This window comes from Nesterenkonia sp. HG001 (genome assembly GCF_034438835.1).
GTDB classification, from domain to species: Bacteria; Actinomycetota; Actinomycetes; order Actinomycetales; family Micrococcaceae; genus Nesterenkonia; species Nesterenkonia xinjiangensis.
On record NZ_JAOSZD010000001.1, the window covers coordinates 582130 to 600535 of the forward strand.

Consider the following 18406-nt stretch of genomic DNA (forward strand, 5'->3'; position numbering starts at 1 on the left):
TCAGCGTGCCCGCTCCCCCCCCCCCCGTGGGGAGGGGAGGTCACGGTTCTCGGGGAGTCCCCGCAGCTCGTCACTGCGCAGGACGCCCGCGCAGCGTCTGCTCGAGATCCGCCTCGACCTGTTTCATCTCGGCGGTGTGGCCGCCCAGCTGGGCCAGCTCGTGACTGAGCTCCTGCAGCTCGGCCCCGCCGGCCATCTGCGCGGTGAGATCGTCGATGCTGATCTCATCCTTGACGTGATTGCCGATGGAGCGGCCGCGCTTGAGGACCATGAACCGGTCCCCCACGGGGAAGGCGTGGTGCGGGTTGTGGGTGATGAACACGACCCCCAGACCTCGGTTCTTGGCCTGCATGATGTAGCGCAGCACGACGCCGGACTGCTTGACCCCCAGCGCGGCGGTCGGCTCATCCAGGATGAGGACCTTCGCCCCGAAGTAGACCGCCCGGGCGATGGCCACACACTGGCGTTCACCGCCGGAGAGCGTACCGATGGGCTGGTCGACGTCGCGAAGGTCGATGCCCATCTCGAAGAGCTCCTCCTTGGCGATGCGTTTCATGGCGGTGACGTCGAGCCGGGCGAACGGTCCCCAGCCGACAGTAAGCTCCGAGCCGAGGAAGAAGTTCCTCCAGACCGGCATCAGCGGCACCACCGCCAGATCCTGATACACGGTGGCGATGCCGACCTCCAGGGCGTCGCGCGGAGAGTCGAAGACCGTCTCCTCCCCGTTGATCCGCATGACGCCGTCGGTGTGCTGGTGAAGACCGGCGATGATCTTGATCAGCGTGGACTTCCCGGCGCCGTTGTCACCCAGCACGCAGGTGACCTGTCCGGCATGGACGTCCATGGTGACGTCCCGCAGGGCGATGATGTTGCCATAACGCTTGCCGGCTGCCTCGAGCCGGACCAGCGGGGTCGCCCCGACGCCATGGTCGACGCCGTCACCCGGGTCTCGCTGAGCTGTCGTCTCACTCATGGCCCCTCCTACTTCTTCTCGACCCGACGGCGGACCATCAGGTTCACGATCGTGGCCAGCAGGAGCATCACGCCCAGGAAGAAGCGGAACCAGTCCGGGTTCCATTCGGCGTAGATGATGCCTCGGGAGGCCATGCCGAAGATCAGCGCACCCAGGGCTCCGCCGATGGCCGAGCCGTAGCCGCCGGTCAGCAGGCAGCCGCCGATGACCGCGCCGATGATGTAGAGGAACTCGTTGCCGATTCCCTCACCGGACTGGACGGTGCTGAACGCGAAGAGCTGATGCATGCCCAGCACCCAGGCGCAGAACCCTACACCCATGAACAGGCCGATCTTGGTGGCGGTGACCGGCACGCCGACCGCGCGGGCGGCGTTCTGATCCCCACCGACGGCGAAGATCCAGTTGCCGATCTTGGTGCGCAGCAGGATGAAGGAGGCCACGGCCACCAGCAAGATCCAGTAGAAGATGGTGATCCTGAAGTTCACCCCGAAGATCGTCACGGAGGAGGCGAAGATCGCCTGGGCGGAGGCGAAGCCGTCCATGTTCGAGATCGGAGGGGAGGAGACCGAGCCGCCGATGAGGCGGGTCAGCGCCAGGTTGAGACCGGTGAGCATCAGGAACATGGCCAGCGTGACGATGAAGCTGGGCAGCTTGGTCTTGATGAAGATCAGCCCGTTGATCGCTCCGATCGCCAGCGAGACGACCAGCGCCAGGGCCACGCCGACCCAGATGTTCGTGGCGAAGTACCAGCTGAACAGGGAGGCCATCAGCGCTGAGGAGATCACGGCCACTCCGGTGGAGAGGTCGAACTCTCCACCGATCATCAGCAGCGAGACGCCGACGACCATGATGCCGATGGTGGAGGCCCCGTAGAGCACCGTGGAGATGCCTCCGGGGGTGGTGAAGGGCGGCGCGACGACGGCGAAGAAGATGAACACCACCATGGCGCCGACCGCAGCCCCGACCTCGGGGCGCGCCATCAGGGTGCCTATCAGACTCCGCTTGCTGACCCGCTCGTCGGCGCCGTCGTCGGGTGCCACCCCGGCGGGGGCGGTGGATGTGGTGGTCATGGTCTGGTCCCTTCTTCGCTCAGCGCAGGCCGTCGCCGGCGAATTCGAGGACGGCCTCGGCGTTGCCCTCATCGACGATGCTGGGGCCGGTCAGCACGGGCAGTCCGCCGCCCGGCTCGAAGGCGCCATGGAAGTGCAGCCACAGCGAGTCCACGGCCAGGTAACCCTGCAGCCAGGGCTGCTGGTCGACCGCGAAGAGGATCTCGCCGTCGACGATGGCCTGGGCGATGTCCGCGTTGAGGTCGAAGGAGCCGACGGGGATGTCCGACTCGGAGGATTCCACCTCCTCCAGGATGGTCATGGTGAAGGGACCGCCGAGGCCGATGATCGCGTCGGCGTCGTCCGCGGAGTCGACCTTGGCACGCACGGTGGAGGCCACCTGGGTCATGTCCGAGCCCTCCACATAGAGGTTCTCCGTGTCAGGGAGGACCTCCCGGATGCCGTCGCAGCGGGACTCCAGGCCCACGTGGCCCTGTTCCTGGATCACGCAAATCGGATGCGAGATGTCCTGCTCTTCGAGGTACTCCCCCACGGCTTCGCCGGCGACCGACTCGTTCTGCCCGAAGTGGGCGAAGGCGCCGGCGTCGAAGGCCTCCTCCTCCCCGGCGTTGAGGGAGACCACCGGGACGTCGGCGTCGATGGCGCGCTGCACGGCCGGGGCCATGGCGTCCGGCTTGGCCATGGTGACGGCGATGCCGTCGGCGCCGGCGTCGATGGCTGACTGAATCAGTTCGGCCTGCTGGGCGCCCTCACGGTGGGAGTTGTAGACGAGGTTGATGTTGTCCTTGGCGGCGGCCTCCTCGGCGCCGCTGCGCACGTAGTCCCAGAAGGTGTCACCCTCGACCGCATGGGTGATCAGGTAGACGGTGCGCTCCTCGGTGTCGACGCCTCCGGCACGGTCGGCGTCATCGCCTCCCCCGGCGTCCGCCCGGCCTCCTTCACCGGAGCAGGCGGAGACGAGCAGCGCGGCGATGCCGAGGACGGCGGCGCTTCGGGCGGTGATGCGACGCCGCGATGGATGAGATGAGGCGGGACCGATGGGAGCGGGGTCAACGGAGGTGGTGCGAGATGAACGGTGCATGGTCTCTCCTTCGAGACTGTGGCCACGAGGCGTCGGATGCGGTGGCCCTCGTGGCTCCATCCTGAGTGACGCTCATCACATTGTCAATAGGATGTCAGGACATACGCACAAAACGAAGGCGCGTGGGCAGGGCACGGCCATGACGGAGCGCAGAACTCCAGACCACCTCGGCGGAGCCGCAAAGGCGCAGACGGCAGCCACTGTGCTCAGCGGCGGACGCGCACCGGGCGTCCGGTCTCCAGCGACTCCTGGGCCGCATCAGCCACCCGGGAGGCATCCACAGCCTCTTCCGGAGGGCACGGGTTCTCGCGCTGCCCGCGCACCAACTCGAGGAATGCGCGCATCTCGTAGTGGTACGCCTCGGCGAAGCGCTCATGGAATGTCTGGTGCGCGGGGCCCGCAGGAAAGTCGACCCCGAGCTCGGCAGAGCGACCGGCGTAGCTGTCGTCAAGCCCCGCCTGCACAGTGCCTGCGGAACCCTGCAGCTCCAGCCGCACGTCGTGACCGCCTCCGTTGTACCGAGTGGCGGAGACGGTGGCGACCGTCCCATCCTCCAAGGTCGCCAAGGCCACGGCGGTGTCGACGTCGCCGACGCCACCGATCGCAGGGTCGCCGTTGTTGGAGCCCTGTGCGTAGACCTCCACGATCCGCTGGCGCGTGAGCCATTGGATGCTGTCGAAGTCGTGCACCGAGCAGTCCCGGAACAGGCCCCCCGAGGTGGCCAGGAACTCCACCGAGGGCGGAGCCATGTCGGCGGTGATGGCCCGGATGGTGTGCAGCCACCCCAGCTCCCCGCGCTGCAGGGCCTGGCGGGCGGCGAGGTGCCCGGGGTCCAGGCGGCGCTGGTGGCCGATCTGGACCGTAGCGCCGTGCCGGGCGATCGCCTCCAGCACGGCCACTGAGGCCTCGGTCGACTCGGCCACCGGCTTCTCGCAGAAGGCGGGGATGCCGGCCTGGGCGGCTCGCAGGATCAGCGGGGCGTGCTGCGGGGTCCCCACGGCGATGACCACGCCGTCCGGCGCGGCGGCGAAGAGCGCGTCGACGTCCTCGGCGACCCGGCACCCGAGCTCCGCGGAGACCTGCCGAGCGCGGGCGACGTCGACATCGGCGAGGATCAGCGCCACGCCGTCGTCGGCGAGCGCCCGGATGGTGCGGGCGTGCATGACGCCGATGCGCCCGACGCCGATCAGCCCGAGGGTGGTGGTCATGGCAGATGCTCCTTGGTCAGCGGGCCGCCACGCGGCTCAGCCGGAGAAGGGCAGCCGGGGGTCCAGGTCCTGGCTCTCCCAGGTCTTGCGGATCCACCCGTGGTGGGGATCGTCACTGATCAGCCACTGACGCACCGGGCCCGGGCCGGCCATCACATTGAGGTAGTACATGTCGTGGCCGGGAGGGGTCATGGCCGGCCCATGCCAGCCATAGGGCACCAGGACGACGTCGCCGCTGCGCACTTCGGCAGTGACGTCGATCTCGCGCTCGTCGGAGGCGTAGACACGCTGGTACCCCATGGCGTCCGGGCCGCCCTCCGCGGGGCTCGGCACCGGCATGTCCTGCGCGGTCTGCATCTCGAAGTAGTAGATCTCCTCGAGGGCGGTCTCCCCCTCGGCCTCCTCATCATGCTTGTGCGGCGGGTAGGAGGACCAGTTCCCGGCGGGGGTGAGCACCTCGCAGACGATGAACCGGTCGGCCTCGAGGGTGGCCGGAGTGCCGAAGTTGTGCACCTGGCGCGAGCAGACGCCGGCGCCGCGCAGCTCGAGCGGGATGTCTGCGGCTGGCAGATGCCGCACCGGGTGCTCCGCCGTGGCAGGTGCGGAGGCCACCGCCACTCGGCCGCCTCCGGCCGAGCTGACGGTGGCGGCGCGCCGAATGCCGGTGTAGAGGACATCGGTGGGGCCATGGAACACCGACGTCCGCCCGGCCAGCTCGTACCTGTGCCCGTCGACCTCCACGGTGAACGCGCCCGAGAGCGGCACCACGATGCGCTCCTCCTCCTGAGCGTCCAGAGCGATGGTCTGCCCGGCGCCGAGGTCGGCCACCCGCAGGCCGGTGTGTTTCCAGCCCGGCACCTCGGTGGTGGAGTCGGGGGTGCCGAGGTCGAGCATCCAGTCCCCCTGGGCGGCCGAGCCGGCGCGGTGGAACCAGGGCGAAGTCGGGGCATCAGGGCGTGTGGAAGTCATGGCTGTCCTTTCCGAGGGGGCCTGGCAGACGGAGCGTCAGGCGTGCGGTCAGTTCACGAGGGTGATGTCGAAGGAGTACATGTCGGCCCGATAGACGTGGTGCCCGCATTCGACGGCGATCCCCCGGCTGTCCAGCGCGGTCCGGTCCATCATCACCAGGGGCGCGCCGACATCGGTGGCGAGAAGCGTGGCCTGGTCGGCGTCGGCGATGTCGGCGCCGACGGTCTGGTGGGCCATGCGGAAGTCGATTCCGGCACGGCGCAGCAGGTTGTAGAGGCCATCGGATTCGAGCTCTGCCTGGTCGAAGGAAGCGATGCTCCGCGGCACCCAGTTCTCCATGATCGCCAGCGGTCGGCCGTCCACGCTGCGCAGACGGATCATGTGATGAACCTCAGCCCCCTGAGCGAGGTTGAGCTTCTCGGCGACCTCGGCCTCCGCGTGGGTCAGCTCCAGGGAGAGCACAGTGGTCTGCGGGGTCGCTCCCTCGTCTTGGAGGTCGTTGTACAGGCTGGAGAGCTTCAGGTTGCGCCGGACCGGGGCGCCGATGACCTGGGTGCCGACTCCGCGGCGTCGGACGACCAGTCCGTGCTGGACCAACTGGTCCATGGCCTGCCGCATGGTCGGGCGTGAGAGGTTGTAGCGCTTAGCCAGGGAGATCTCGTTCTCCAGCTTGGTCTCGGCAGGAAGTGATCCGTCCCTGATGGCCTTCTCGAAGGCCGACGCCACCTGGTGATACAGCGGCACCGGGGATGACCGGTCCAGAGTGATCTCGAGGTCGTGGGTCACGGGTGCTCCTTCGTCGCTTTAATTGTCAGTTTGTCACGACATTCAGAACTTTTGAAGGGCACAGCGGGATTTCCTGTGATCTTCCCCATGCGTCCACCAAGTACTGGAGCTGCGCACCATCCTCCACACGACGACGTCGCCACCCGCTGCCCACGCCCGAACTTCACCGAGACGATGGCCCTGGGCCCGGGCCGCGCCACGTCCAGGCGTGGCCGGTAGACTGGGGCGCCGCCGCAGGAAGTGCCCGCCGATCGCTGAAAGGGCCCCGATGACCACCCCCGCTCCGGAGAAGACCGCCCGACGTCGTCGTCCGCGCCAGCACCGCCCGACTCACCGTGCGCGTCTGAGACTCGGCGTCACCGGATGGGCCGTCTCCTGGCTGCTGCCCACCGCCGTCATGGGAGGGCTGCTGCTGGGCCTCTCCTTCGTCCCCGGCCTCGACGACCAGGGTTTCCTGACTCCGCTCATCCCGCTGATCGGCGGCGCCGCCGTCGCGGTGGGCATCCCGGGGACCCTGCTGGTGAGCTGGCTGTACCGCCACCACCTCAATCCCAGCGTGCATGTGTTGGGCTACGCACTGGTGGGCCTGCTGTACGGCCCCGTGGTGCTGCTGGCCGGCACCGGCGGACTGATGCCGATGCTCATCCCGCTGGTCGGATTCCCCGCGGGCGTACTCCTGGGAGTGGGCCGCTGGGCGGCTCAGCCGCTGACGACCGTGGAGGATCCGGCCGACCGCACCCCCACCGCTGCTGCTGAAGGACGTGACGATGACTGACCACTTCCCCCAGACCACCCGCCCGCCGATGACCCTGACGATCGCCGGCTCCGAGGCGACCGGCGGCGCCGGCGCGCAGGCCGACCTGAAGACCTTCCAGGAGCTGGGCAGCTTCGGGATCATCGCGCTGACCTGCATCGTCTCCTTCGACCCGAAGGACAGCTGGAACCACCGCTTCGTGCCCGTGGAGCCGCAGGTCATCGCCGAGCAGATCGAGGCGGTGTTCGGCGACTACGACGCCGACGCCCTGGACACCGTGAAGCTGGGCATGATGGGCTCACCGGCCACCATCTCCACCGTGGGCCAGGCGATCAGGGAGCGCCGGCCTCGCCACGTGGTGCTGGACCCGGTGCTGATCTGCAAGGGCCAGGAGCCCGGCCACGCGCTGGACACCGACAACGCGCTGAAGACCGAGCTCCTGCCCCAGGCCACCTTCGTGACCCCCAACCATTTCGAGACCGAGCAGCTCTCCGGGATGGCCGTACGCAGCCTGGAGGACCTCACCGCGGCCGCTCAGGAGATCCACCGGATCTCGGGCGCCGCGGTGCTCGCCAAGGGTGGGGTCCGGCTCGAGGGCCCGGAGGCGGTCGACGTCTTCGTGGGCGAGGGCGGCACCGAGGTGCTCCGTGCACCGAAGATCGGGGAGCACGCGGTCTCCGGGGCCGGCTGCTCGCTGGCCGCCGCCGTGGCCGCGAAGCTCTCCCAGGGAGCGACCCCGCTGGAGGCGGCCCGACGTGCGAAGGAGTTCGTCACGGCCGGCATCCGTCAGCGCGTGGCCGGAGGGACCCCGTTCGACGCCCTGTGGCAGGGCGGCCTGCGCCGCAGCGGCGCGTCCGCCTGAGGCCCTGGACACGAGAGAGGCCCGGGCGATGCCGTTCTCACCGCCCGGGCCGCACACTGACCGAGCACCTCACCGAAGGCCGTTGCACCGAAACCTCCGGGGTCTCCAAGCCAGGTTCTCGTGATGCACGTACACCGTTTCTGTACGCCACAAACTATTTTCCTCTGGCAACCAAGCTCGCTCTAGTCGACTTTCGTCTAGTGTTCGGCGACTCACGCGGCGTGTCTTTCAGCTTCCTCCAAGGTTCACGTCAGGCTGCGGCAGGGTGTCGCGCTTCAGTTCCAGAGGTCCCGGAATCCCTGACGTGGGCTGGACGCACCTCGCGCCGGCGACAGACTCCGCAGCACCCCCCGGGTACCGGGACCTCAGTCCTTCTTCAGGCCCTGGACCGTGACCACCCAGTGACCCTTGCGGTCGAAGCCGGCGCGGGCGGTGCCGCCGAAGGCCGCCGCGCGGTCCCGGATGCCGATCAGCCCGGCTCCTGAGCTGGACCAGCGAGACACCGCCCTGCCACGGGAGGCCACCGTGTTGCTCACCGTCAGCCCGGCCTCCTCCTCCCCCGACCAGATCAGGACCCAGCAGGTCTGCCCGTGCCCGGCATAGCGGGCCACATTGGTGGTGCACTCCTGGAGGATCCGGTACAGGGCCGCGTGCACGGAGCGGGAGAGGGCCGCGACGTCTCCGTCGAGCTCGTAGGTGACGGTGAACCCGAGTCCGCGCAGCTGCTGACAGAACGTCGCAGCTCCGGTGCGGATGTCCAGCTCCGTGGCCGAGGACGAGGGGATGTCGTCGAGGGCGCCGTCCTCCTGGAGCAGATTGAGCATGCGACGCAGGTCCTGCAGCGCGGCGCGGGAGGACTCCCCGATGACCTCCACGGCGGTGCGATAGGAGTCCTCGGTGCCGGTCATCTGCGCCGCACGGGACTGCATGGCGATGATGGTGATGTCGTGGGCGACGATGTCATGCAGGTCCCGGGCAATGGACTTGCGCTCGGCCGCCACCGACTCACGATGCGCGGCCTCGACCTCCTCGAGCTCGCGCCGGGACTGCAGCCGGGCGTTGGTGACCTTCCGGAACGCGGAGCCGAGCCCGTAGGAGCCCATGATCAGCAGCACCATGATGGCCATGAGCACCAGCCCATTGATCGGCTCCTCGAGCTGATTGGTCAGGAACCCCGACCACACCAGGCTCGCCGCCAGCAGGGTGCGGCGGAACAACTTTGTGGTGACCATCGCTCCGATGCCGACGAGCAGCACCGCCAGCACCAGCGAGTAGGCCAGCCCTTCGGTGAACAGGCTGACTGCCACCATCACCAGCCCGACGACGGCGGCCCAGGTCACCCGGACCCACAGCAGCACCACGCAGCCCACGCTGAGCATGCCCGCGACCGCGATCTCCACGGGAAAGGACTTGCCCTCGAGCATCTCCAGGATGATGTCGGAGCCCAGGGCGATGCCGAACAGCAGGGTGACGACCACCAGCAGCCACTTGTTCAGGTCCCGGGCGTACCAGAACCCCTGCGACTCGAACTCCTCTGCGACACTCGGCACGCAGACAGTCTACGAGGACGTCCAGGCGGCGGTCCTAGAATCACGGTCATGACCTGCGCGAGTGCTGTGAATGACGCCGTCGGTGAGATCCGGGTGCTGATCGCCGATGACCATCCGATGATGTCCACGGCCCTGCGCACCTACGTGGACTCCACCGCGGGCATGAGCTGCATCGGCGAGGTCCGCGACGGCAAGGCCGCAGTGGAGATGGTCGGGCAGCTGCTGCCCGATGTGGTCGTGATGGACATGCACATGCCGGGCACCGACGGCATCCAGGCCACCGCGCAGATCCGCCGGATGTTCGACTCGGTCTCGGTGCTGGCGGTGACGACGTTCTCCACGGAGCGCTATGTAATCCCCGCGCTGCGCGCCGGGGCGGGCGGCTACATCGTCAAGGACGCCGAACCTGAGCAGATCATCGATGCCATCCGGCAGGTGCACGTCGGCATGGCGCCCTTCTCCCCCTCTGTGGCCCATGAGCTGATGCTCTCGGTGAGGGACGACCCCGCCCAGGTGAAGTCCATGCTGCGCCGCTACCCGGAACTGCCACGGATCCCGGAGCGGGAGCTGCAGGGGCTGAAGCTGCTGGCCAGCGGGCGTTCCAATGCAGAGATCGCCGCCCAGATGGTGGTCTCGGAGGCCACGGTGAAGGCCTACATGGGGCGGCTCATGCAGCGCCTCGGGGTGCGGGACCGGGTGCAGCTGATCATCCGCGCCACGGAACTCGGCCTGGTCGAGCCCGCTCTGGACTGAGCACCCGACCCGCCGAGCCCCGCAACGCAGCTCCCCGTCACCGGCCGATCGGGTTCTCCAGCTCGCCGGAGTAGATGAGCGAGCCCGAGGCGTCGGACAGGTCCACCATCTGGCGGGTGTTGCGCAGCTGCAGCCGGTTCAGGCAGGACTGCGGGTAGCGCCGCACCCGCAGGTCCAGCCGACGACGGCGGCGCACGCCCTCGGCCTCCCCCGCCTCCTCCTGCTCGGCCACCACCGCACCGACGGTGGCCCAGAAGGTGGACTCCTCCAGCACGCCGTCGGTGTGCAGGATCCCCGCCAGATGGCGCAGCACCCCGCCGAAGACGTCGGTGAAGATCAGCTGGGCGGCTTCGTCGTCGTCGATCACATGACGCATCCTGGAGATCTCCGCATCAAGGTCGCGAGGCCCGATGACGGCGGCCTCCTCCCCGATGTCCTTCATGAAGACACCGGTCACCCGCGCATCGCGCAGCCGCAGGATGATGTTCTCCCCATGCGGCATGAACGCCAGCTCGTGGACCTCCAGGCAGTGGATGATCGGCAGCAGGTAGGCGCGCAGATACTCCGCCAGCCAGCGGTGCGCCTCCAGTCCGGAGCCGCCGATGAGCGCCGCGGCCACAGAGGAGCCGCGGGCATCACGATGGAGCAGCGCGGCCATGGTCATCAGCCGCTCCCCAGAATCCGCCCGATCGTCCTGGCCCACCGGCTGCCCCCGCTGTTCGCCCAGCCGGGTGAAAGGGCTCTCGCGCCACAGAGCGGCCAGCATCTTCTGCTGGTCCGAGGAGCTGGAGGCCCGGTGGTAGGCGTCCCCGGTGTAGCCGATGGAGGCGTGCTCGCGCAGCACGTCGAAGCCCAGGGCCACCAGCCGGGCGTCCGTGCGGACCTCGGTGGCGACCCAGTCGTTGATCGCCGGCGTGGCCCGCATGTAGGCCGGAGAGAGACCACGCAGGAAGCCCATGTTCTGGATGGACAATGCCGTCTTGATGTAGGAGCGGCCGGGGTGCTCGACGTCGAAGGCCGTGCGGATGGACTGCTGAGGCTGCCACGCCCCAGGGCCCTCCCCCAGCACCACCAGGTCCCGGCGGGCGATGTCCGGGGCGAAGCTCACCGCGACCCGGTGCTGAAACTGCCAGGGATGGACGGGCAGGAGCGCGTACTCCGCGGGGTCCAGGCCCAGCGCGTCCAGTCGGGAGTGCAGGCGGCTCAGGGCCTCGGTGCCGAGCTCGTCCTCCCAGTGCTGCGCCTCGCTGCGACCGGCACTCAGCTCCAGGCGGGCATGGGCCCGGCGCGCGGCCAGCCACATGAAGCGGAATCGCCCTCCCGACTCCGGAGCGTAGGCGCGCAGGTCATCCAGGCTGAAGCCGATGCGCCCGTTGGTGGCCACGAAGCAAGGGTGCCCCTCGGTCATGGCGGCTTCGGTCTGCTGGAAGTCTGCGGCCGCGTCGACGTCCCTTCTGCCGCGGGCCAACTGAGCGGCCGAGGGACCGCCGCGCTGGTGCTTATAGGCCGCGCTGGAGAGAGTGGAGGAGACCTCCTCCAGGTAGGTGCCCAGCAGCGCATCAGGGATGCCGAGGCGGTCCTGGAGCTCGACCACGAGCTCTTGGGCGTCCAGTGGGAGCTGGTGCCCCTCGACGGGATCGTGGCGCAGGATGCTCTCCTCCGCGATCACCCAGTGGTCCAGACGCAGGCGCCGGGCACGGAAGCGATGCACGCTGGCGCCGGGGATCTCCAGGCGCCAGGCGCGGATCCCCCCGGTGTCGTCATCAGGGATTGCCGGCTGATGAGGGGCCGCCTGGGACCGGGGTTCGTCCGGAACCGGGGTGATGAGCTTCTCGTGGCTGAACTCGGCCAACGCCTTGGCCACCAGGTGTCGCTGCGCCTGCGCCATGTGCTCCGGGCGCAGATGCGGAGCCTCCGAGTCCGGGCGCCGGGTCTCATCCAGCTCGACGTTCGGCTCCGGGCGAGTGCTCGGGCCCAGGACGCTGAGCATGGCGCGCTTGTCCGGCAGCTCGACGCCACGCAGCTCTTCGAAGCCGACCTCGCGGTTCTTCCGCCGCACCGCGAGGTTCTCCACGTCCGGCTCGACGACGATCCGGTGCGCCCCCAGTGCCCGGCAGTGGGCGACCACGGCACGCATCACGGCGCTGGTCAGTCCGTGACGACGCCGGGTGCGGTCAGCCGGGGCGGGGGCGGTGAGCAGATGCATGCCTCGGTCCCCGGGCTCGGCGTGATGGACGTCGGCGAGCACGATCCGCGCGGGATCGTAGGTCTCCACGTACACCAGCGGCCGCCGCATCGGATCGGCGGGACCGGGCTCCTCCCCGGGGACAGCGTCGAGGCTCTCCTCCCCCAACCATGCGTCCTGGGCGTCGTCGGCGGCGATCCCCTCCAGGTAGTCCCGGACCTGCTCGAGGCTCAGGTGCCCCATCTGCCAGTGATGGGCACCGGGGTGTGTCAGCCAGCGGTGGACGTACTCGGCGTCGAGAGCGGGGTCGGCGAGACGGAATCGCAGCCAGGCGTCGCTGCCGGCTGGCCCGGCGGACCCTTCGGCGGTGATCTGTGCGGCGTCCGTGGTGGTCTGGGTGTCAGTGGTGGTCTGGGTGGTCAGTGTCATCGTGGTACCTCCGCGGTGGTGGGGAGTCCGAACTGCTGGAAGGCGATGCGCCGCTCCAGCGGGTAGATCTCCTCCCCGGTGAGGGAGGCGAGGATCGAAGCGTTGCGCCAGGCGCCCATGCCCAGGTCGGGGGCGGTGAGTCCGTGGGTGTGCTCTTCGGCGTTCTGCACGAAGATCCGTCCGCCCAGGGTGTCGATGCGGTAGTCCCGCCCGACGGCCAGCCGTCCTGCCGAGTCGCGGTGGATCAGATGCTCCACCGGGGCCAGGAAGGCCGGCTCTCGAGGCTCGTAGCCGGTGGCCAGGATCAGGTGTTCGGTCCGGTGTTCGGCCTGATCCCCCAGCTGCCGGTGCTGAAGCCGCAGCCGGTGGGTCCCGGAGGCGGGGTCCCAGGGCGCTGCCGTGACCTCCGTGTCGGTGAGCATCCCGACGTCGAGCGGCTGGTGAGCGCTCAGTCGGTAGAGGGTGTCATGGATGCGGTCGATGGTGGCGGTGCTGATGCCCTTGTAGAGGCCGCGCTGCTCCCGGGTGAGTCGGTCCCGCGTCTGCTCGGGAAGCCCGTGGAAATGGTCGGTGTACTCAGGGGAGGTCATTTCCAGGGTCAGCCGCGTGTCCTCCATGGAGAAGAACCGAGGTGACCGGGTGATCCAGTCCAGGCGCAGTCCGTGGTCGCGGTGGGCTTCGAGCAGGTCCAGGAAGATCTCCGCCGCGGACTGGCCGCTGCCGACCACGGTGGCCGAGCCGGCGGTCAGGATCTCCTCGCGACGGTGCAGATAGTCGGCGGAGTGCGTGGCCTGCGGCGAGTCGGCGACATCCTCGCGCAGGAGCGCCGGCACCTGAGGGGCGGTGCCGATGCCCATCACCACGTTCCGGCCCCGATGGACCTCGACCCCCTCGGCGGTGACCGCGGTGACCACGAAGGTGTCGCTGGCGGCGTCGTGCTCCACCGACTCCACCTGACGCCCCCAGCGCAGTGTGGGCAGCTGCTCGGCGGCCCAGCGGCAGTAGGCGTCGTACTCGCTGCGCAGCGGGTGGAAGTCCTCCCGGATGTAGAAGGGATAGAGACGTCCCGTCTCTTTGAGCCAGTTCAGGAAGGAGAACTCGGAGGTGGGATCGGCCATGGTCACCAGATCCGCCAGGAAGGGCACCTGGATGGTGGCCTCCGGCAGCATCATCCCGTGATGCCAGGTGAAGCCGTCCCGGGCATCGAGGAAGACGGCGTCGACGTCGTCCAGGGGGTGGGCCAGGCAGGCCATCCCCAGGTTGAAGGGGCCGATCCCGACCCCCACGACGTCATGCACAGTCTCGGACGCCGTGCTCCCGGGCGTGGGGCGTGCGGTGCTCACGGGGCCACCTCCTCGGCGAGGCTGGCCGGCGCTCCGGCTCGGTGCCGATGGAGGATGCGCGCGCAGGCGCAGACCTCCTCGAGGCTCTCGGCGACCTGCTCCACGGTCGTCTCGGGGTCCAGCAGCGTGAGCTTCATGCAAGGCCGTGAGTCGAGGACTGTTCTGGCGACCATCACACGCCCAGACTCCTGGAGCACCTGGCGCGCCAGGGAGACGAGAGCGTCGGCGTCCTGCTCGCTCACTTCCGGCGGCTGCCAGCGGAACAGCACCGTGGTGAGATCGCTGGTGGCGAGCAGGTCAAGCTCCGGGTGGTCCTCCACGTGGCGCCGGACCTCCCCGGTGAGCTCCAGCAGGGCGTCCCAGGCGCGCCCGACGGCGTCGGGCCCAGCACCCCGGAGGGTCGCGTAGAGCTTCAGCGCGTCGAAGCGCCGGGTGGTCTGCAGTGACTTGTCCACCTGGTTGGGCTCGCCACCGTCTGCGGGGTTCAGGTAGTCGGCGTGCCAGGCCCCACGGCCCAGGTCGGCGGCGTCGCGGACCACCAGGGCGGAGGAGGAGACGGGCTGAAACCAGGCCTTGTGGAAGTCCAGGGTCACGCTGCGTGCTGCCTCGATGCCGGCCAGCCTGTGGCGGTGCCGGGCAGAGGCGAGCAGCCCGCAGCCATAGGCCGCGTCCACGTGGAGCCAGACCCGTTGCCCGCGGCAGATCTCGGCCAGCTGCTCCAGCGGGTCGATGACTCCTCGGTCTGTGGTGCCCGCAGTGGCGGCCACGGCCATGGGCACTCGGCCGTCCCCGGCGATCTCCTGCAACGCGCGGCGGAGCGCGGCCGGGTCCATGCGGCCCGCCGGGTCGGTGGCCACGGTGATCACGGCGTCGTCTCGCAGACCCAGGATCAGCGCCGCCTTGGCGATGCTGAAATGACTCTGCGGGCTGGTGAGGATGACGAGCTGCTGCTGCCGCACCGAGCGGGAGGGTCCCGACGTGCTGGTCAGCGCGGCCTCGCGGGCCAGGAAGAGGGCCTGCAGGTTGGACTGGGTGCCGCCGGAGGTGAAGACGCCGTCGCCACGGGCGAACCCGATGCGGTCGGTCATCCAACTGACGATCCGCCGCTCGATGAACGTGCCGATGCGCGACTGGTCGTAGGTGTCCACGGAGGTGTTGACCGCCGCCAGGACACTCTCGGCGGCCACGGCGTTCAGGTCCACCGGGCAGTTGAGGTGAGACAGGTAGGCGGGGTGGTGGTACCAGACCGCCTCGGCGAGGAAGAGCTCGTCGAGCTCCTCCAGCAGGGCCTGACCCCCGATGCCGGGGCCATCCAGGTCGAGATGTGCGGCGCGTTCGGCCAACTCGCGCTGTGGAGTGTTGGTGGACGGCGCCTCGGACGAGGCCAGTCGCTGGGCGATCCGTGAGCTGACATCAGCCATCAGGGCGTCGTAGGCGGCGCTGGACTCGCCGCGCAGGAAGGGAAGCTGATCAGGAAGGACATCGTGTGAAGCTGTCATGTTAGGGGAGCATAACTTCAATTACGCTACATTCAAGTGCTGTAATCCTGTGAGGAACCTGGAAGAGGGAAGCCCAGACTCCACGACACCCTTCCCTCCCCGCCGTCACCTGAATCGCATCAGCCCTGTCATCGGGCCGATCCCCTGTCACCCGGGACACCCCCAAGGCGATGGATCAGCCCGTGACACCACGCATTGAATGTGGTGCAGATCTCCCCGGCGTGACACAGTGCGACCACTCGACCCCGGCCGAGGTCCGCGTCGCACACTGAGTGACCCTCGGGTAACATGTGGGGCAGCGCACATGCCCCGAACTGATGCTGGAGGTCGCCATGCGAGACGAGATCGACCCGGACTATGACGTCACCACACCGCTGGATCTGGACTACTACGGCGTCTTCGCTGACGTCCCCGACGCGGACCGCGCGTGGTGGACCCGGGCCCGGGACTTCTCCGCCGACCTGGAGGAACGCATGACCGGGCACTGGGAGAAGGGCGAGTATCCGGTGGACCTGGTCCGCCGAGCCGGAGCCCAGGGTCTGCTGACCGACGGCGTCGAGGTCGACGGCCTGGAGGCGAACCTCCACACCCTCTCCCCCTTGGCCGCCGGACTGGTCAACATGGAGACCTCCCGCACCGACGGGTCCCTGGGCACTGCGCTGGCGGTCCAGGGCGGCCTCGCACTGCGCACCCTGGCGATGTTCGGCTCGCCGGAACAGAAGGAGCAGCACCTGGCAGACCTGGCCACGGCTCGCACGTTGGGTTCCTTCGCGCTGACCGAGCCGACCCACGGCTCAGACTCGGTGTCCCTGGAGACCACCGCCCAGCTGGTCGGTGACGAGTCCAGCGGCCACTACGTGCTCAACGGGGCCAAGAAGTGGATCGGCAATGGAGCCTCCGGCGGCATCACCTTCACCTGGGCGCGAGTCGCCGGGGGCTCGCATGACGGCCAGGTCAGATGCTTCCTGGTGGACCAGGAGACTCGCGGCTACCGTTCCGAGGTGATCGAGGGCAAGGCCTCCCTGCGCGCCATCCATCAGGCCGTCATCGAGTACCGGGACGTGGAGCTGCCCGCAGACGCGGTGCTGCCCGGCTCGCACACCTTCAAGGACACCTCCAAGGTGCTCTTCGCGACTCGCCTGGGTGTGGCCTGGTCGGCCGTCGGGCACGCGGCCGCCGTCGTCGAGGCTGCGCTGAGCTACTCCACGCAGCGTCAGCAGTTCAGCAAGCCGCTGGCCGGCTTCCAGCAGGTCCAGGAGCGACTGACCTGGATGACCTCCGAGCTGACGTCCATGCAGCTGCACGTGCGGAAGGTGACCGAGCTCGACGCCGCGGGCCGGCTCTCCGGCCCGCAGGCTTCGATGGCCAAGTACCACAACACCCGCAAGGCCCGGGCGATCGCTCAGGTGGCACGCGACATGCTCGGCGGCAACGGGATCCTGCTGAAGAACAAGGTGGCCCGGCACATGGCCGACATCGAGGCGATCCACACCTATGAGGGCACCGAGTCCGTGCAGAGCCTGATCATCGGCCGCGACCTGACGGGGGTGTCCGCCTTCGCCTGAGCCTCCTGGGGCGTCGAGCCTCGCCACCGGCGCGTCCGCCGCCGTAGGGTGGCGGTCTTGATCGCCGGTCGTGCCGGTGCACCACGCAGGAAGGGACTCGACGACCATGCTGACGATCTCTATGGGCACTTCAGTGGACGGCTTCATCGCCGACCGTACCGGGGCATTCGACTGGACGATGCCGGATGACGAGCAGTTCCGCTTCCACCTGGACACTGTGCGCGAGCTCGGCGCCTGCCTGTGCGGCCGGCGTCTCTACGAGACGATGCTTCCCTGGGAGACCGACCCGGCGATGCGACACGGCGAGCTCTACAGCGCCTTCGCAGACGCGTGGGTAGCCCTGCCGAAGATCGTCTTCAGCCGCACCCTGGACCGGGTCGAGGGCAATGCCCGGCTGGCCGATCGCCCGTTGACGGAGGAGATCCCCGCGGTGCTCGACTCCACGGAGAAGGACGTGGAGATCGGCGGCGCCACTCTGGCGGGTCAGGCCGTCGAGGCCGGGCTGGTCGATCAGTTCCAGATCTTCCGATACCCGATCATCGTCGGCGGCGGGACCCCGCTGTTGCCACCGGTGCCGGAAGCCGTGCCACTGGAGCTCATGGAGAGCCGCGTCTTCGGCAATCGCGTGGTCTATGAGCGATACCGCCGGACTCAGGGCTGATCGATGCGCCGATCACCAGCGTGAGGATCCGCGGGACACCCGTTCCGACGTCGGCGTGACGCTCCTGTTCGGCGAAGGCCTCGGCCTCCTCCCGGGACACGAAGGCCGCCCGTGGCACCGGTGAGACATCCTGTGGGGCGTCGTCTGCGGGCCCGTCGTCGCTGACCAGGTGCACCGTCACACCGGGCACGAGCTCCCCGCCGTGGGCGTCCAGGACCGGCACCGCCTGCCACTCCACGGACCACGCGGGATCCCCCTCGGCGGTAGCCGCGACCTCCTGCGCGGACTGCTCGTCAGCCACCACCTGGATGACCGCCTCATCTCGTGAGACACGGTGGACGAGGAGGACGACGAGAAGCTCCGGGGTGTCTTCGCGCAGGCGCGCGTCCAGGTGGTCCACCGGGTGCCGGCGCCGTCGGAAGAGCCTCATGGGCCAACTGTACGGCCGCCTCACCGATCCGACCTCAGCATTCGATGACGTTCACGGCCAACCCGCCCTGAGCAGTCTCCTTATACTTCGAGGACATATCCGCCCCCGTCTCACGCATCGTCACGATCACCTCATCCAACGAGACCCGATGCTGCCCATCCCCCATCAACGCCATCCGCGCCGCATTGACCGCCTTAGTCGCCGCAATCGCATTCCGCTCAATACACGGCACCTGCACCAACCCCGAGATCGGATCACAGGTCAACCCCAGATTGTGCTCCATCGCAA

Annotated in this window: 17 protein-coding genes; 5 read left to right on the forward strand and 12 right to left on the reverse strand. The window is 68.8% G+C overall.

What is annotated here, in order from left to right; translation table 11 throughout:
- Nucleotides 1-70: 70 nt before the first annotated feature.
- From ODE13_RS02555 to ODE13_RS02580, 6 genes are all read right to left on the reverse strand, one after another.
- Nucleotides 71-973 (reverse strand): ATP-binding cassette domain-containing protein, encoded by a 903-nt coding sequence (locus tag ODE13_RS02555; RefSeq protein WP_322477855.1) that lies wholly within the window; start codon nt 971-973, stop codon nt 71-73.
- Nucleotides 974-981: 8 nt separating this feature from the next.
- On the reverse strand, nt 982-2043 hold the full coding sequence (locus ODE13_RS02560) for an ABC transporter permease (protein ID WP_322477856.1): 1062 nt from the start codon (nt 2041-2043) through the stop codon (nt 982-984).
- A 19-nt stretch (nt 2044-2062) separates the two neighbouring features.
- Nucleotides 2063-3124, reverse strand: coding sequence for a substrate-binding domain-containing protein (locus tag ODE13_RS02565; RefSeq protein ID WP_322477857.1), 1062 nt, complete (start codon nt 3122-3124; stop codon nt 2063-2065).
- Between the two features lie 206 nt (nt 3125-3330).
- Nucleotides 3331-4332 (reverse strand): Gfo/Idh/MocA family oxidoreductase, encoded by a 1002-nt coding sequence (locus tag ODE13_RS02570; RefSeq protein WP_322477858.1) that lies wholly within the window; start codon nt 4330-4332, stop codon nt 3331-3333.
- A 36-nt stretch (nt 4333-4368) separates the two neighbouring features.
- Nucleotides 4369-5301, reverse strand: coding sequence for a 5-deoxy-glucuronate isomerase (gene iolB / locus ODE13_RS02575; protein WP_322477859.1), 933 nt, complete (start codon nt 5299-5301; stop codon nt 4369-4371).
- A gap of 48 nt (nt 5302-5349) precedes the next feature.
- Entirely contained in the window at nt 5350-6087 is a 738-nt protein-coding gene (locus ODE13_RS02580) for a GntR family transcriptional regulator (RefSeq protein ID WP_322477860.1), read from the reverse strand.
- A 268-nt stretch (nt 6088-6355) separates the two neighbouring features.
- Here ODE13_RS02580 and ODE13_RS02585 point away from each other — a divergent pair, with 268 nt between their 5' ends.
- Both ODE13_RS02585 and ODE13_RS02590 read left to right on the forward strand, forming a co-directional pair.
- Complete coding sequence (locus ODE13_RS02585; RefSeq protein WP_322477861.1) at nt 6356-6862, forward strand: hypothetical protein; 507 nt, start codon at nt 6356-6358, stop codon at nt 6860-6862.
- Nucleotides 6855-7703 carry a hydroxymethylpyrimidine/phosphomethylpyrimidine kinase gene (locus tag ODE13_RS02590; protein WP_322477862.1) on the forward strand — a complete coding sequence of 283 codons (849 nt, stop codon included), beginning with the start codon at nt 6855-6857 and terminating at the stop codon, nt 7701-7703. Before ODE13_RS02585 ends, ODE13_RS02590 begins: the two co-directional genes overlap by 8 nt.
- A gap of 365 nt (nt 7704-8068) precedes the next feature.
- Here ODE13_RS02590 and ODE13_RS02595 read toward each other — a convergent pair whose 3' ends face one another.
- Complete coding sequence (locus ODE13_RS02595; protein ID WP_322477863.1) at nt 8069-9253, reverse strand: sensor histidine kinase; 1185 nt, start codon at nt 9251-9253, stop codon at nt 8069-8071.
- Nucleotides 9254-9301: 48 nt separating this feature from the next.
- Here ODE13_RS02595 and ODE13_RS02600 point away from each other — a divergent pair, with 48 nt between their 5' ends.
- Nucleotides 9302-10006: a response regulator transcription factor gene (locus tag ODE13_RS02600; protein ID WP_179542070.1), complete on the forward strand. Its 705-nt coding sequence runs from the start codon at nt 9302-9304 to the stop codon at nt 10004-10006.
- A 37-nt stretch (nt 10007-10043) separates the two neighbouring features.
- Here the strand turns inward: ODE13_RS02600 and ODE13_RS02605 are convergent, their stop codons facing one another.
- Genes ODE13_RS02605 through ODE13_RS02615 form a run of 3 tightly spaced genes read right to left on the reverse strand, consistent with a single transcriptional unit; the run spans nt 10044 to nt 15462 of the window.
- Nucleotides 10044-12620 carry a GNAT family N-acetyltransferase gene (locus tag ODE13_RS02605; protein WP_322477864.1) on the reverse strand — a complete coding sequence of 859 codons (2577 nt, stop codon included), beginning with the start codon at nt 12618-12620 and terminating at the stop codon, nt 10044-10046.
- Entirely contained in the window at nt 12617-13963 is a 1347-nt protein-coding gene (locus tag ODE13_RS02610; protein WP_322477865.1) for a lysine N(6)-hydroxylase/L-ornithine N(5)-oxygenase family protein, read from the reverse strand. Before ODE13_RS02610 ends, ODE13_RS02605 begins: the two co-directional genes overlap by 4 nt.
- Nucleotides 13960-15462, reverse strand: a complete 1503-nt coding sequence (locus tag ODE13_RS02615; RefSeq protein ID WP_322477866.1) for a pyridoxal phosphate-dependent decarboxylase family protein — start codon at nt 15460-15462, stop codon at nt 13960-13962. Before ODE13_RS02615 ends, ODE13_RS02610 begins: the two co-directional genes overlap by 4 nt.
- A gap of 332 nt (nt 15463-15794) precedes the next feature.
- On the opposite strand from ODE13_RS02615, the gene ODE13_RS02620 reads away from it, so the two are divergent.
- On the forward strand, nt 15795-17027 hold the full coding sequence (locus ODE13_RS02620) for an acyl-CoA dehydrogenase family protein (protein WP_322477867.1): 1233 nt from the start codon (nt 15795-15797) through the stop codon (nt 17025-17027).
- Nucleotides 17028-17133: 106 nt separating this feature from the next.
- On the forward strand, nt 17134-17688 hold the full coding sequence (locus ODE13_RS02625; protein ID WP_322477868.1) for a dihydrofolate reductase family protein: 555 nt from the start codon (nt 17134-17136) through the stop codon (nt 17686-17688).
- Here ODE13_RS02625 and ODE13_RS02630 read toward each other — a convergent pair.
- Entirely contained in the window at nt 17624-18118 is a 495-nt protein-coding gene (locus ODE13_RS02630) for a hypothetical protein (RefSeq protein ID WP_322477869.1), read from the reverse strand. The genes ODE13_RS02625 and ODE13_RS02630 overlap by 65 nt on opposite strands.
- Before the next feature lie 34 nt (nt 18119-18152).
- On the reverse strand, nt 18153-18406 hold a 254-nt coding region (locus ODE13_RS02635), incomplete at its 5' end, for an L-serine ammonia-lyase, iron-sulfur-dependent, subunit alpha (RefSeq protein WP_322477870.1).